The organism is Afipia birgiae 34632 (assembly GCF_000308295.2).
In the GTDB taxonomy this organism is placed as follows: domain Bacteria; phylum Pseudomonadota; class Alphaproteobacteria; order Rhizobiales; family Xanthobacteraceae; genus Afipia; species Afipia birgiae.
In genome coordinates, this window is sequence record NZ_HG326653.1 from 101752 (window position 1) to 116228 (window position 14477).

12 protein-coding genes and 1 pseudogene are annotated in these 14477 nt (G+C 62.6%); 10 read left to right on the top strand and 3 right to left on the bottom strand.

The window, feature by feature from the left end:
* The first annotated feature begins 54 nt into the window (after positions 1-54).
* The 4 genes from BN32_RS14390 to BN32_RS14405 all read left to right on the top strand — a co-directional run bounded on the left by BN32_RS14390 (position 55) and on the right by BN32_RS14405 (position 3245).
* The gene (locus BN32_RS14390; protein WP_019199637.1) at positions 55-1881 is read left to right on the top strand and encodes a sensor histidine kinase; all 1827 of its coding nucleotides are present in this window, start codon (positions 55-57) and stop codon (positions 1879-1881) included.
* Positions 1881-2324: an HPr kinase/phosphorylase gene (locus BN32_RS14395; RefSeq protein WP_019199636.1), complete on the top strand. Its 444-nt coding sequence runs from the start codon at positions 1881-1883 to the stop codon at positions 2322-2324. Before BN32_RS14390 ends, BN32_RS14395 begins: the two co-directional genes overlap by 1 nt.
* Positions 2325-2532: 208 nt before the next feature.
* Positions 2533-2934, top strand: a complete 402-nt coding sequence (locus tag BN32_RS14400) for a PTS sugar transporter subunit IIA (protein ID WP_006022367.1) — start codon at positions 2533-2535, stop codon at positions 2932-2934.
* Positions 2931-3245 (top strand): HPr family phosphocarrier protein, encoded by a 315-nt coding sequence (locus BN32_RS14405; RefSeq protein ID WP_019199635.1) that lies wholly within the window; start codon positions 2931-2933, stop codon positions 3243-3245. Before BN32_RS14400 ends, BN32_RS14405 begins: the two co-directional genes overlap by 4 nt.
* A 109-nt stretch (positions 3246-3354) precedes the next feature.
* Here BN32_RS14405 and BN32_RS14410 read toward each other — a convergent pair whose 3' ends face one another.
* The gene (locus BN32_RS14410) at positions 3355-5064 is read right to left on the bottom strand and encodes a glycosyltransferase family 39 protein (RefSeq protein WP_040426559.1); all 1710 of its coding nucleotides are present in this window, start codon (positions 5062-5064) and stop codon (positions 3355-3357) included.
* Between the two features lie 160 nt (positions 5065-5224).
* Between BN32_RS14410 and lepA the strand changes: the two genes are divergently transcribed.
* Positions 5225-7030, top strand: coding sequence for a translation elongation factor 4 (lepA, locus tag BN32_RS14415; protein WP_019199633.1), 1806 nt, complete (start codon positions 5225-5227; stop codon positions 7028-7030).
* Between the two features lie 24 nt (positions 7031-7054).
* Here lepA and BN32_RS26235 read toward each other — a convergent pair whose 3' ends face one another.
* Positions 7055-7645, bottom strand: a complete 591-nt coding sequence (locus tag BN32_RS26235) for a restriction endonuclease (protein ID WP_082773546.1) — start codon at positions 7643-7645, stop codon at positions 7055-7057.
* A gap of 651 nt (positions 7646-8296) precedes the next feature.
* On the opposite strand from BN32_RS26235, the gene BN32_RS14420 reads away from it, so the two are divergent.
* Together BN32_RS14420 and BN32_RS14425 are read left to right on the top strand one after the other, a co-directional pair.
* Positions 8297-8791: a cupredoxin domain-containing protein gene (locus tag BN32_RS14420; RefSeq protein ID WP_040426731.1), complete on the top strand. Its 495-nt coding sequence runs from the start codon at positions 8297-8299 to the stop codon at positions 8789-8791.
* Positions 8792-8896: 105 nt separating this feature from the next.
* Positions 8897-9085: pseudogene (locus BN32_RS14425) on the top strand (YegP family protein); the annotation flags it as partial.
* A gap of 152 nt (positions 9086-9237) precedes the next feature.
* Here BN32_RS14425 and BN32_RS14430 read toward each other — a convergent pair.
* Positions 9238-11454: a sensor domain-containing protein gene (locus BN32_RS14430; protein ID WP_040426560.1), complete on the bottom strand. Its 2217-nt coding sequence runs from the start codon at positions 11452-11454 to the stop codon at positions 9238-9240.
* Positions 11455-11794: 340 nt separating this feature from the next.
* On the opposite strand from BN32_RS14430, the gene mepA reads away from it, so the two are divergent.
* The 3 genes from mepA (at position 11795) to modB (ending at position 14476) form a co-directional block, all read left to right on the top strand.
* Positions 11795-12733 (top strand): penicillin-insensitive murein endopeptidase, encoded by a 939-nt coding sequence (gene mepA / locus BN32_RS14435; protein ID WP_019199629.1) that lies wholly within the window; start codon positions 11795-11797, stop codon positions 12731-12733.
* Between the two features lie 216 nt (positions 12734-12949).
* Positions 12950-13774 (top strand): molybdate ABC transporter substrate-binding protein, encoded by an 825-nt coding sequence (modA, locus tag BN32_RS14440; RefSeq protein WP_040426732.1) that lies wholly within the window; start codon positions 12950-12952, stop codon positions 13772-13774.
* Between the two features lie 6 nt (positions 13775-13780).
* Positions 13781-14476, top strand: a complete 696-nt coding sequence (gene modB, locus BN32_RS14445) for a molybdate ABC transporter permease subunit (protein ID WP_019199627.1) — start codon at positions 13781-13783, stop codon at positions 14474-14476.
* The last annotated feature ends 1 nt before the right edge of the window (position 14477 follow it).

Consider the following 14477-nt stretch of genomic DNA (forward strand, 5'->3'; position numbering starts at 1 on the left):
TGCCGGTTGGTGCTATAAGGAGCCGACCGCGAACCAACAATCGGGCGTTAGCCATTGCTTGATCGAACCCAACACGATCACGACGACGATGCCGACGTGGGCGCACCGCCGCTCGCGCCGGTTTCCGATGCGCCATCCGCATCGGACGCCGGGACCGCGGGCCGGGGCTGGAGTCCCGTCGAACTGGTGAAGCGCGCCGGGCGCTATCTCGCCGCGCTGACGTTTTCAAGCCTCACCCGCCGCATCGTCGTCCTCAATCTGATCGGCCTGTTCGCGATGCTCGCGGGCATCCTGTATCTGTCGCAGTTCCGCGCCGGACTGATCGATGCGCGCGCGCAGAGCCTGCTGGTGCAGGCCGAAATCATTTCCGGCGCTATCGCGGCCTCGGCCACCGTCGAGACCAACGCCATCACCGTCGATCCGGACCGGCTGCTCGACCTGAAGCCCGGCGAGACCTACGGGCCAACTGACGAAAGCCTCAGCAACATCGATTTCCCGATCAATCCCGAGCGCGTTGCGCCGGTGCTGCGGCGGCTGATTTCGCCCACCAAGACCCGCGCGCGCATTTACGATCGCGACGGTGTGCTGGTGCTCGACAGCCGCAATCTTTACGGCCGCGGCGATGTGATGCGCTTCGAACTGGCGCCGCCTAACGCCGAAAAGCCGGGCTTCGCCGAAAGGACCATGATCGCGATCCGTACCTGGCTTAATCGCGGCGACCTGCCGCTGTATCGCGAACTGGGCCCGGAAAACGGCAACGGCTATCAGGAAGTCCAGCAGGCGCTGGACGGCCGCAAGGCCAGCATGGTGCGGATCAACGACCGCGGCGAAGTGATCGTGTCGGTCTCGGTGCCGGTGCAGCGCTTCCGTGCGGTCCACGGCGCGCTGATGCTCTCGACGCAGGGCGACGACATCGACCAGCTGGTGACCGCAGAGCGTCTCGCGATCCTCAAGGTCTTCGGCATCGCGTCGGGCGTGATGATCCTGCTGTCGCTGTTGCTCGCAAGCACCATCGCCGGTCCGATGCGCCGCCTCGCCGACAGCGCCGAGCGCGTCCGCCGCCGCATCAAGACCCGCGTGGAGATTCCGGATTTCTCGACGCGCGGCGATGAAATCGGCCATCTGTCGCGCGCGCTGCGCGACATGACCGGCGCGCTCTATAACCGCATCGAGGGCATCGAGCGTTTCGCCGCCGACGTCGCGCACGAATTGAAGAACCCGCTGACGTCGATGCGTTCGGCGGTGGAGACGCTGCCGCTGGCGCGGTCCGACGAGAGCCGCTCGCGGCTTCTGGCCGTCATCGAGCATGACGTGCGCAGGCTTGACCGTCTGATCTCCGACATTTCCGACGCCAGCCGGCTCGACGCCGAGTTGCAACGGCAGGACGTCGAGCCGGTGGACGTACGCCGCCTGCTCAATACGCTTGTCTCGGTCGCCAATGAGACCCAGCACGGCACCGACGTCACCGTCGAGGTCCGGTTCGAGGGCCGCGCGAACGATACGTTCTCGGTGCCGGGGCATGACTCGCGACTCGGCCAGGTGATTTCGAATCTCCTGAGCAACGCGCAGTCGTTCTCGCATCCGGGCGGCAAGGTGCGCATCGTCTGCCGCCGCCTCAAATCCGAGATCGAAATCGTGATCGACGACGACGGCGCCGGCATCCGGCCCGGCGCGCTCGAAAAAATCTTCGAGCGCTTCTACACTGATCGTCCGGCGCAGGGCTTCGGACAGAATTCCGGTCTCGGGCTGTCGATCTCCAAACAGATCGTCGAGGCCCACGGCGGACGCATCTGGGCGGAGAACCGCCCCGGTCCGATCGACGCCGAGGGTGACGCGCGTATTGCCGGCGCGCGTTTCACGGTCCGGCTGCCAGCCATCTGATGGCAAGCGACCCCGCAAGCATCCATGCCTCGGCGGTGCTGGTCGGCGACCGGGGCGTCCTGATTCGCGGCCCCGCGGGGTCCGGAAAATCCCGGCTGGCGTTCGATCTGATCCTGGCGGGGCGTGCGGGACAAATCCCCGCAGCGACCCTGATCGGTGACGACCGCGTTCGCCTGACGGCCCGTGACGGCAGGCTGATCGTGCAGGGCGTACCTGAGCTGGCCGGAATGATCGAGATCCGCGGGCTTGGAATCCGGACTGTGAACTTCACCCCGGAGGGCATCGCGGGGCTGGTGGTCGATCTCGATGCAACCGACGCCGAACGTCTGCCGCCGCCGGAAGCCCTGAAAACACTGGTTTCGGGGCTGGAAATCCCGCGAATCCCGGTCGGCCGGGGATATGCCGCCCTGCCCCTGGTGCTGGCATTCCTTACCACAGTTTAAGGTTTCAAAAGCGAACTCACGACCTTCGGTGGATTGCTGGACTGGGTCCGCTCGCCATATAAGCCAGACCCCGCCACTGAATGACGGCCAGCGCGGACACCTTTTTAAAGGGGTACGCGGCAAGATCCCCCCTTGCGCCGGGGCTCTGGATGGTCAACATGTGGCCCTTTCGTGCGGTGCATCAAAGAGCGCCCGCGAGGAGTTTTGGATGATTGGTCTAGTACTGGTGACCCACGGGCGTCTTGCCGACGAGTTCAAGGCAGCGCTCGAGCATGTCATGGGTCCGCAAAAACAAATCGAATCGATCACGATTGGCGCCGAAGACGATGCCGATCTGTGTCGCAGCGATATCATTGAAGCCGTCAAGCGCGTTGACAGCGGCGACGGCGTTGCGATTCTCACCGACATGTTCGGCGGCACGCCGTCGAACCTCGCGATCTCCTGTATGAGCCGCCCGAAGGTCGAAGTGCTGGCCGGCATCAACCTGCCGATGCTGGTCAAGCTCGCCAAGGTGCGCGACGACAAGCCGTTGCCCGATGCGATCGCCGCCGCTCAGGAAGCCGGCCGCAAGTATGTGACGATCGCCAGCCGGGTGCTCGCCGGGAAATGAGCACCGCGCCGGAGCAGCAGTCTTCGTCCGCCGGCGTTATCGTCCGAGAACTTCCCATCATCAACAAGCGCGGCCTTCACGCGCGCGCCTCCGCGAAATTCGTGCAGACCGCCGAGAAGTTCGATGCGGAGCTGACCGTCACGCGCAACGGCGAAAGCGTCGGCGGCACCTCGATCATGGGATTGATGATGCTCTCCGCCGGAATCGGCACCACGATCACCGTGGCCGCCAAGGGCCGCGAAGCCGGGGCCGCGATGGACGCCATCACCGAACTGCTCGCCAACAAGTTCGGCGAGGAAGAAGCGGGCTAGATCGCTACTTCTTCGTCATTGCGAGCGCAGCGAAGCAATCCAGAGCCACGAAGAAGAACCGGATTGCGTCGTCGCTACGCTCCTCGCAATGACGAACAAAGGCCGCGTCCTACTTCTCGTCGGCCGGCCGCGCCGGGCCCGCGATCCAGATCTTCCACTTCACCGCCGGACCCGCCTTGCCGTGGAAGTAGCGTCGCGAGGTGAGGTCAAGACGTTCCGCCTTCGGCACGGTCTCGTTCATCCAGTTTTCGCAGACCGGCAGGCGAGAATCCGTGGTGTCGCAGGCACCAATAAATCCGAGCCGCAAGGCCTCTTCAAGACTCGTCAGGCCCGATGCCCATATCTCACCGGGCGTAAACGGGGCCGGATGATCGGGACTGTAGAACGTCAGCGGCTCGCCGACCTCGGTGGTGCCCGCGACCACCGCCCAGCGCGTGTTGAAGCGCGCGCGCCAGGCTTCGGTCAGTTGCAGCGCGAATTCGGACTTCGGCGCGAACGGAACGCCGGCCTCGCCATCGCGGCGCACGGTCTGCGCCGCGATGATCGGTGAGATCAACAGCATGATCAGCGTGAACGCCAGCCACATGAACAGAAGACGGATCAGCGCCATCTGCGTCACGCGAAGCGACGGCAGCGCGACCAGCGCCAGCGGCACCAGGAAGAACAGCGAGATACCCCAGTCAGTCTTCATGTAGATGCCGAACGCCACAGCGGCGAGCGGCGGCACCAGACCGACGATAATCTGGATGATCCAGATGTGGCGCGCCTGGGTGAGGAACACGCCGGAATTGGGACCGCTCACCCACGGACGCTTCGCCGACGCGATGAACTCGCGGACCACGCCCTTGCTACGGATCGATTTCCACCATTGCAGCTTCCACGCCAGCGCGATGCCGGCGAAGGCTACGGGGATCAGCAGCAGTCCGATATTGTGCGCGAGATAGATCGACGCCAGCCGCAGCGTGGTACCGACCGTCTGCCCGCCATAGACGTGATCGGCATAGATCAGCGGCAGGAAATCCGCCTGCTTCAGCCACCACAGATGCGGCAGTATCCCGGCGAAGCATACAACGAAGGCCACCCACGGCGCGGGCGAACGCAGGAAACGCATCCGGTCGGGATGAATCAGCGCTGCGAGACCGGCAGCGCCGATCATGGTCAACACCCAGTATTTCGTCATCAGCGCCAGCGCCGCCGCAAGCCCGAGCCACACGCCCGCGGGCACGGTGCGTTTCTCGAACGCGTTCAGGTACGCCAGCACGAACAGCGGCAGCGTCACGAGTTGCAGGAGATCAGGATTGTACTTGAAGCCCTTGAAGGTGAAGATCGGATACAGCGCCAGCATCGCCACCGTGAACATCGCGCGGCGATGATCAACCACCCGCACGGCGATCAGCCAGCAGATCACGAGGCCAAAGCCGGTGACCGTCATCGCCAGCGCGTAGGTCGACCAGTCGGTGACCGGAAGAATCCGGAACCAGACGCCGGCGATCCAGCCCGCCAGCGGCAGATGCTTGCCATAGCAGAGCAGAAACTTCTGTCCCCAGGCATAGACTTCGGCGACATCCATATGGACATCCTGCGCGCTCTTCAGCGCGGTGAGGATGATGGTCCAGAGCAGCGCATGCGCCACCGCGAAGCCGATGACGAATCTGAGGCTGGTGCCGGGATCATGCGCCACCGCAGCGACCCACGCGGCCACGCGGCGGGTGACGGGCACATGGCGCAGGCGCGATTTCTGCCGGGACCGTAATCCGGTGCGCGGGCCGGGGTTTCTTCCGGTTCTGCGCCCTATTTCGGTCGATGAAGCATCGGACATTGCAGTCAACCTTGTCGGAAACTGGCACCTGATACTACCGCCGTAGCTAGCAGCGTGAAGCCCGCGGCGGCAACAGCAAATCATTGCGATTCTGCGGAAGTCAGCCTCGGAACACCCCAATTTTGTTGCCGCTTTGCAAGCCGGGTGCTATCCCGCGCCCATGACAACAACGCCTATTTCCAACGTCCGCAACTTCTCCATCGTCGCCCATATCGACCATGGAAAGTCCACCCTCGCCGACCGGCTGATCCAGACCACCGGCGGACTGGAGGCGCGCGAGATGAAGGAGCAGGTGCTCGATTCGATGGACATCGAGCGCGAGCGCGGCATCACCATCAAGGCGCAGACCGTCCGCCTCAATTACAAGGCCAAGGACGGCAAGACCTACATCTTCAACCTGATGGACACGCCCGGCCACGTCGACTTCGCCTACGAGGTCTCGCGCTCACTAGCTGCGTGCGAAGGCTCGCTGCTGGTGGTCGATGCCTCGCAGGGTGTCGAGGCGCAGACCCTCGCCAACGTCTATCACGCACTCGACGCCGGCCACGAGATCGTGCCGGTGCTGAACAAGGTCGATCTTCCCGCCGCCGAGCCCGAACAGGTGCGCCAGCAGATCGAGGACGTGATCGGCATCGACGCCTCCGACGCCGTGATGATCTCGGCCAAAACCGGCCTCGGCATTCCCGACGTGCTGGAAGCCATCGTCACCCGCCTGCCGCCGCCGAAGGGCGACCGCCACGCGACGCTGAAGGCGCTGCTGGTCGACTCTTGGTACGACGTCTATCTCGGCGTCGTTGTTCTGATCCGCGTCGTCGATGGCGTGATGAAGAAGGGCCAGCGCATCCGCATGATGGGCACGGGTGCTGCTTACGACGTCGAGCGCGTCGGATTCTTTACGCCGAAGATGACGCAGGTCGACGAACTCGGCCCCGGCGAAATCGGCTTCATCACCGCCGCGATCAAGGAAGTCGCCGATACGCGCGTCGGCGACACCATCACCGACGACCGCAAGCCGATCACCGAAATGCTGCCGGGCTTCAAGCCCGCCGTTCCGGTGGTGTTCTGCGGTCTGTTCCCGGTCGATGCCGACGACTTCGAAACGCTGCGCGCCGCCATGGGCAAGCTGCGGCTCAACGACGCAAGCTTCTCGTTCGAAATGGAAACCTCGGCAGCGCTGGGCTTCGGCTTCCGCTGCGGCTTCCTCGGCCTGCTGCATCTGGAAATCATTCAGGAACGCCTGAGCCGCGAGTTCAATCTGAACCTGATCGCGACCGCGCCATCGGTGATCTACAAGATGCACCTCAACGACGGCAGCGAGATCGAGATTCACAATCCGATCGATATGCCGGACGTGGTCAAGATCGCCGAGATTCACGAGCCGTGGATCGAAGCGACGATCCTGACGCCGGACGAGTATCTCGGCAGCGTGCTGAAGCTGTGTCAGGAACGGCGCGGCAACCAGAAGGAACTGACCTACGTCGGCGCCCGCGCCATGGTGAAGTACGAACTGCCGCTCAACGAAGTGGTGTTCGATTTCTACGACCGCCTCAAGTCGGTCTCGAAGGGCTACGCCTCGTTCGACTATCACCTGACCGACTACAAGCCGGCCGATCTCGTGAAGATGCAGATTCTCGTCAACAGTGAGCCGGTGGACGCATTGTCGATGCTGGTGCACCGCCAGCGCGCCGAAGGCCGGGGCCGCGCCATGGTCGAGAAGATGAAGGAATTGATCCCGCCGCACATGTTCGTGATTCCGATCCAGGCGGCGATCGGCGGCAAGGTGATCGCGCGCGAAACCGTGCGCGCGCTGCGCAAGGACGTCACCGCGAAGTGCTACGGCGGCGACATCAGCCGCAAGCGCAAGCTTCTGGAGAAGCAGAAGGAAGGCAAGAAGAAGATGCGGCAGTTCGGCAAGGTCGACATCCCGCAGGAAGCGTTCATTGCCGCGCTGAAGGTGGATAGCTGAGACTAGGCAAAATGAGGATCGCGCTCATTTTTGATCGCGCTCTACGATGCCTTTAAGCCAAGATTGAAGTCCTGCGCCATTTACTAGTTCAATACGATGCGGAACTGCAGCGGCCAAATTTGGATCCTCTAAAAGGCGCGGCGCAAAGTCGGACGTTGTAGTAATAATTCCCTTTGAAGCATTTGGATCAAGGCCAACTACACCCATCAATGCATGCACCTGCTCTTTCGTGATCAGATTCCCCGGCGCGTATGCTTTGACAGACCCCAAAATTCTGACGCTACCGACCCCTTTGCGAACTGCGATTACGTCCCGCCCGTGATCACCGGAACGTGGCGTTAGTGTCACGTCATCGTAACCATCTTTTTTAAATGCGCCTGCGACAATTTCCTCCCACTTGTCTGGAGGAATTTTGAAGGCCTGTGACCAATCACAGCCCAAAACCCGAACTATTTCATTCCAGATTGTTTTTGTTGATGCGATCAACCTTCCTTCACCTGTCTTCGCGTCGAAATTAACGGCAGATATAAGGTGCAGGGCGGGAAGTTGATGCACCTCTGCTGGAAATGGCACCTCCCCAATTGCATGTTCGCCTATTGCGCCAAATCCCAACATGATTTTTCCTGTCGCGACGATGTTAAAACTATCGGCTCAACCGCATATGATGTCGACTTGAATAAATTGTCTTGACTTTATTCCTATTTTCTCTATCCGTAAAATCTTTCGTCCCTCCCCGCTCATGACGCGGAGGGATGAATGCCTCGGCCGCACCCCATGACCACGGGGCGCGGCTGGTGGAGCGCCGGGAGGCGCAGCGTCCGCGCGGTGGGCTTCGCAACCCCACCGATTGCGCGACGCGCGCGCCTCGCGAGACGGACTCGCAATCCGCTCTCGTTGCGGCACGCGGACGAACCTCTCGCAAAGGTTCGTCATGAGGGGTCTCGCAAACCCCTGGCGCCTCCCGGCGCTCCATTTCTTCGTAAGGGGAAATGCAAACGGGACCGGGCATTCCGCGCCCTCGCTGAAGCGGATGCAAACCCGCGCCCCGAAATCGGGCTCAGCTTTCGAAAGTCCTGACGCGTCTACCCGCCTCACCTCAGCGCTTCCTGCCAGCAATCGCTGACCTTCCGCGCCGTTTCGCCGCAAGCCACGCTCCGGCTTTCAGCTTGATCATTGCAACTCATTCGCATTTGCATGACATTCGAACAAATTGTTTGCGGCCATGCATTTTCCGGCGCGGAAGCATCACACAACAGGAGACACATCATGCTGGCATCGTATCGCTTCGCGCTCAGCGCGGCCGTTGCACTTGGGCTTGGGCTTGTTGGACTTGCCTCGGGCGCAGCGCTCGCCGCGGGCGACCTGTCGAAGCAGACACCGATCGAGGTCACGGTCGATCTCGGTTCACCCGGCAAGCACGCGTTCTCGCCGAACAAGCTGCGCTTCGAGACCGGAAAACTTTACAAGCTGGTGCTGCGCAACCCGAGCAACGATCCGCACTACTTCACCTCGCATGGCTTCTCGCAAATGATCTGGACGCGCAAGGTGCAGGTGACGCAGAGCCGCGACGGCAAGACAAATACACTCGCCGAATTCAAGGGAGCGATTCGAGAGGTCGAAGTTTATCCGGGACAATCCGCCGAATGGTGGTTCGTGCCGGTCGCGGCCGGCCGCGTCAACGATCTGCGTTGCGGCATCACTGCGAGCGACGGACGAACCCATGCCGATCACGGCATGACGGGCGAGATCGTCATTGAATGACAGGGTCCAAACGAACCGCGCTGAGAGTAACGCACAACCTGCACTTGTCTCAGGTTCGCCGCGCGCGTAACGTGCGCGGGTCCTATTCAATCATCGGAGACAGTGATGGCAGCGTCCTACAAATTTGAAATCTACAAAGACAAGTCCGGCGAATTCCGTTTCCGCTTCCGCGCGCCGAACGGCGAGAAGATGTTCGCTTCGGAAGGCTATTCCAGCAAGGCGTCGGCCAAGAGCACGATCAAGTCGGTCATCAAGAACGTCGGCAAGGCCGAGATCGACGACGTCTCCAAGGCCGTGAAGGCCGCGCCGAAAGCCAAGGCAGCGAAGAAGAAAAAGAAATCCAAGAAGAAGTGATTTCAGCGAGTCATTCTCACAAAGGAAAACCCCGGCTCTGAGCCGGGGTTTTTCGTTTTGCAGCGGGCTTGCAGCCGATGGCGGCGGGCAGCTTACGCCACGCGGGCGCTTGCGCTCGTCGCGTTGCGCTGGGCTTGCAGCAGCGCGGTGATCTCGGCGTTCGGCCGTGCGCGGCTGAACAGGAAGCCTTGTCCCTCGTGACAGCCTTCGGCGCGCAGGCAGCTCAGTTCGGCTTCGGTTTCGACGCCTTCCGCGGTGATGGTGACGCCGAGACCCATGCCGAGCGAGATGATCGAACGCATGATCGCCTGGCCGTCATGGTTGGAATCGAGATCCTGCACGAAGGAGCGGTCGATCTTGATCTTGTCGAACGGAAAGCTGCGCAGATAGCTTAGCGACGAATATCCGGTGCCGAAATCGTCCATCGAAATCCGCACGCCGAGCGCGCGCAACGCGTGCAGCGTCGCCAGCACCTGATCGCTCTTGTCGAGCAGCACGGTTTCGGTGATCTCCAGTTCGAGCCGCTTCGGCGACAGGCCGGAGGTTTTCAGCGCGTCCATCACCACCGACAACAGGTTGCCGACGCGGAACTGCAGCGGCGACAGGTTGACCGCGACACGCACATCGTCAGGCCATTGCGCGGCATCCATGCAGGCGCGCCGCAGCATCAGCCCGCCGACCGCGTTGATCAGGCCGGTTTCCTCGGCGACCGGAATGAATTCCGACGGCGGGATCATGCCGCGTTCGCGGTCCGGCCAGCGCACCAGCGCCTCGAATCCGGTGATCAGCCCGCTTTTGAGATCGACCAGCGGCTGATAATGCGGCTGAAGCACATTGTTCTCGATGGCGCCGCGCAGGTCGATTTCGACGCGGCGGCGGGTCTGCGCGCGGGCGTCCATTTCCGACTCGAAGAAACTGAACGTGCCGTGACCTTCGCTCTTGGCGCGCGACAGCGCCATGTCGGCATTCTTGAGCAGCTTCTCGGCGTCGTCGCCGTCGCCGGGCGCGATCGCGATGCCGATGCAGGCGCCGCTGATGATGGTGTGGCCGTCGAACAGATAGGGTTCGCTGATGGCGTCGATCAGGCGCCGCGCCAGAAATGCCACTTCTTCAGGACGGTTCACGCCGGCCTGAACGATGGCGAATTCGTCGGAGCCGAGGCGCGCGATGGCGTCCTCCTCGCGCAGTGACGAGCGCAGGCGCTTGGTCACGCCCTTCAGCAGCTTGTCGCCGATCGCATGACCCAGCGTATCGTTGATGCCCTTGAAGTTATCAAGATCGAGAAACAGCACCGCGACCTTGTCGCCGCTGCGGCGCGTATGCGCCAGAAGTTCGTCGAGCCGCTGCCGCAGCAGGATGCGGTTCGGCAGTCCGGTGAGGCCGTCGTGCTGCGCCATGAAGGCGAGCCGCGCCTCGGCGCGCTTGCGCTCGGTGATGTCCATCAGCGCCAGCAGCATCGCCGGCTGTCCATCGAAGACCAGAAGGCGCGAGTAGATCGCAACGTCGATCAGCGAACCGTCGGCCTTGACATGTTTCCACGTCCGCGCGGCGCGCTCCTCGGTGGTCTGGTCGCCGGTCCACGGCGCCGCCTGATCGAAGGCCTGCACGTCCGAGATTTTCAGCTTCTCGAAATCTGCCCGCGAATAGCCGTAATGTGCGATCGCCGCGTCGTTGACGCTGATGATGCGCTCATTGTCCTGGGAGCAGACGATCATCGGCACCGGATTGCCGTCGAACAGCAGGCGGAACGAGGCTTCACGCTGTTTCAGTTCGGTGATGTCGACGCGCAGTCCGATCACGCCGCCGTCGCCTGTGAGGCGTTCCTCGATCAGGATGCAGCGGCCGTCGGACAGCGTCTGCTCGTGACGATGACCGGGATGATAGAGCTTCTCGAGCCGCTCGGTGATCCACTCGTCCTCGCGGCCGACGGCTTCGGGATAATCGCCGCGCTCAACGCCGACCTTCAGCGTATCGCGCAGCATCGCGCCTTCTTCGAAAAGATCGGCGCTCTTGCTGTAGATCTCGGCGTATTTCTTGTTCCAGAGAATGTAGCGGCCATCGGGGTCAAGAAACACGATGCCCTGCGGCAGGATATCGATCGCTTCGCGCAGGCGCGCATTGGATCGCGCGGCATCTGCCATCGCCGCTTCGGCTTCCGCGCGCGTACGCACGACCTCGCCGAGGTCGGAAATCTTGCGGCCCTTGCTCGACAGCTTCGGCACGGCCTTGGGCCGGCGAACCGACAACCTTCCCCGTGTATGTGCTGACTTTCCGGTCCTGGTTTTTGATTTTGGCCGATTGATCGGCATCGCCCCGCATCCTCGCATTCTGCGGGCAGCAGTCTTGCTATAAGTGTCTGAAAAAATGGTATCTCTCGGCGCTGGCCTCAGCCTTCGGCCGGGATTGATGCATACCGGGCAAACAAAAATGCTCAATTGCAAGGCTTTTGCCGGGGACGAGAGCGACGGATCACAGTATCAGAAGCAGCATTTGCTACTGGGCTACCGCAGCTGGCGAACGATGACGCGCAACAATGCACCCCGGGAACAGCGTTCCGTACCAATATGCGTCATTCCCCGTCATGCCTAACGTCAGGTTAAGGATCGTGCCGTCTCGTCGCCGATGCGGCCTTCCGCTATAAGAGACACCATGAAGCGACACCGTCTGATTCCCGCGCTCGCCCTGATGTCAGCCGTCCTGTCGGCGGCAAACCCGGCATCGGCGCAGGACAAGGGAAGCGTCAATCCGAAGCCGCTTCCGCCGCTCGCCAATCCCACCGATCCCAATGTTGCCGCCAAGGAACTGTTCGGCCGCAAGCCGCTGCCTGCAGCACTCGCGCCGCAGCCGATCGGCTTTTACGCCAGAGGCTGCATTGCCGGCGCCGTCGCGCTGCCGATCAACGGATCTGCGTGGCAGGTCATGCGGCTGTCGCGCAACCGCAACTGGGGACATCCTGATCTCATTACGCTGCTGGAGCGAGTCGCCACCAAGGCTCAGAAGGCGGCGGGCTGGCCGGGACTTCTCGTCGGCGACATGTCACAGCCACGCGGCGGACCAATGCTGACGGGCCACACCAGCCATCAGGTCGGGCTCGACGCCGACATCTGGCTGACGCCGATGCCGAACCGGCAGCTCTCGCGCGAAGAGCGCGAGGAAACGTCCGCGGTCATGATGGTGCGGCAGGATCGTCTCGATATCGATTCCAAGGTCTGGACGCCAACACACCTTCCGGTCATTCGCGCCGCCGCGCAGGAGCCGCAGGTGGAGCGCATCTTCGTCAATGCCGCGATCAAGAAGGCGCTGTGCCGGGAAGCGAAGGGCGACCGGAGCTGGCTTTCAAAGGTGCGTCCGATGTACGGGCACGACTATCATTTTCATATCCGCATGAAGTGTCCAGCGGGCAGTTCCAACTGCGAAGCGCAACCGCCGCCGAACGATGGCGAGGGCTGCAGCACGGGCGATCTTGCCTACTGGTTCAGCGACGCGGTGCTGCATCCGAAGCCGCCACCAAAGCCGCCCAAGCCCAAGCCTCCGCTGACACTCGCAAATCTGCCTGCCGAATGCCGGCAGGTGTTGCAGGCGCCATAGCGTCCCAGAGCGCCGTCAGCCGGAGCGGAGCACCGAACAGCGATTCCAGGGCTTTACGCACGAACCATGCCTGATATGGTCGCTGCCAACGATGCTCCGTCATGCTGCGCGCTGTCGGAGTTGCCGGAACGGCGCTTCCGCTTGTCGTCAGATGACATAATCGAAGCCGGTTTGAGCACGCGTTTTTTTGCGCGCGCACCGCTATGGAGCGCCCCAATGACCTTTATGCCTCGTTGTCTCGTCGTCACTGCGCTTGTCTGCGCGCCACTTTTCTCGATGGCTCAGGCGCAGGACGCGAATCCCGCTGGTGCGCCGCCAGCGGCCGCGCAGGACAAGACTCTCACGGTCTTTGCAGCTGCGTCCATGAAGAACGCGCTCGACGAAGCCAATGCCGCCTATACTGCCAAGACAGGCACCAAGGTGGTCTCAAGCTACGCCGCGAGCTCCGCGCTCGCCAAACAACTCGAACAGGGCGCGCCGGCGGACATCTTCATTTCGGCCGACACTGACTGGATGGATTATTCGGTCGGCAGAAAAACCATCAGCGAACCGAGCCGCGTCAATCTGCTCGGCAACAAGATCGTGCTGATCGCGCCGAAGGATACCAAACTCGCGAACGTCACAATCGGACAGGGCTTCGACCTCGCCAAGCTCGCAGGTGACGGCAAGATCGCGACAGGCGATGTCAAGGCTGTGCCGGTCGGCAAATATGCCAAGGCAGCGCTCGAAAGGCTCGGAGCATGGCAGGCGGCCGAGCCGAAGTTCGCAATGGCAGAAAGCGTGCGCGCGGCGCTCGCACTGGTGGCGCGCGGTGAGGCCAATCTCGGCATCGTGTACGAGACCGACGCCAAGGTTGAACCGGGCGTGAAGATCATCGGCGCCTTCCCGGCGGATTCGCATCCGGCGATCATCTATCCGGTCGCCGCGACGGCCAGTGCAAGGGCTGACGCACCGGGCTATCTCGCGTTCTTGCGTTCGGCAGCAGCCAAGGCGATCTTCGAGAAGTACGGCTTCACATTTTTGATCAAGCCTGTCTCCTGAGGCCGCATGTTCGATCTCTCGCCCGAGGACTGGACGGCGATCCTGCTCTCGCTGCGGGTCGCCGCCGTTGCCACGGTGGTTGCCACACCGCTCGGTATCGCGGTGGCGTGGCTGCTGGCGCGGCGGGATTTTTGGGGCAAGGCCGCGCTCGATGCGCTGGTCTATCTGCCGCTGGTGCTGCCGCCGGTTGTCACCGGCTATCTGCTGCTGCTGACCTTTGGGCGCAAGGGACTGGTCGGCGCGTGGCTCGCCGATACGCTCGGTATCGTGTTCGCGTTCCGCTGGACCGGAGCGGCGCTGGCGTGCGGCGTAATGTCGTTTCCTCTGCTGGTGCGGCCGATCCGGCTGTCCATCGAAGCGGTGGACCGCAAACTCGAACAGGCCGCCAGTACGCTCGGCGCGGCCCCTTGGCGCGTGTTCCTGACCGTGACGCTGCCGCTCGCGTTACCGGGTATTGTCGCCGGCATGGTACTCGGCTTCGCCAAGGCCATCGGCGAATTCGGCGCGACCATTACTTTCGTGTCCAACATTCCGGGCGAGACCCAGACGATTTCCGCATTGATCTACTCGCTCACGCAGACGCCGGACGGCGACCCCGCGGCGCTGCGGCTGGTGATCGTGTCGATCGCGATTGCCATGGCCGCGCTGATCGCATCCGAAATCCTGGCGCGGCGCGCCACACGCCGCCTGCACGGGTATTGAT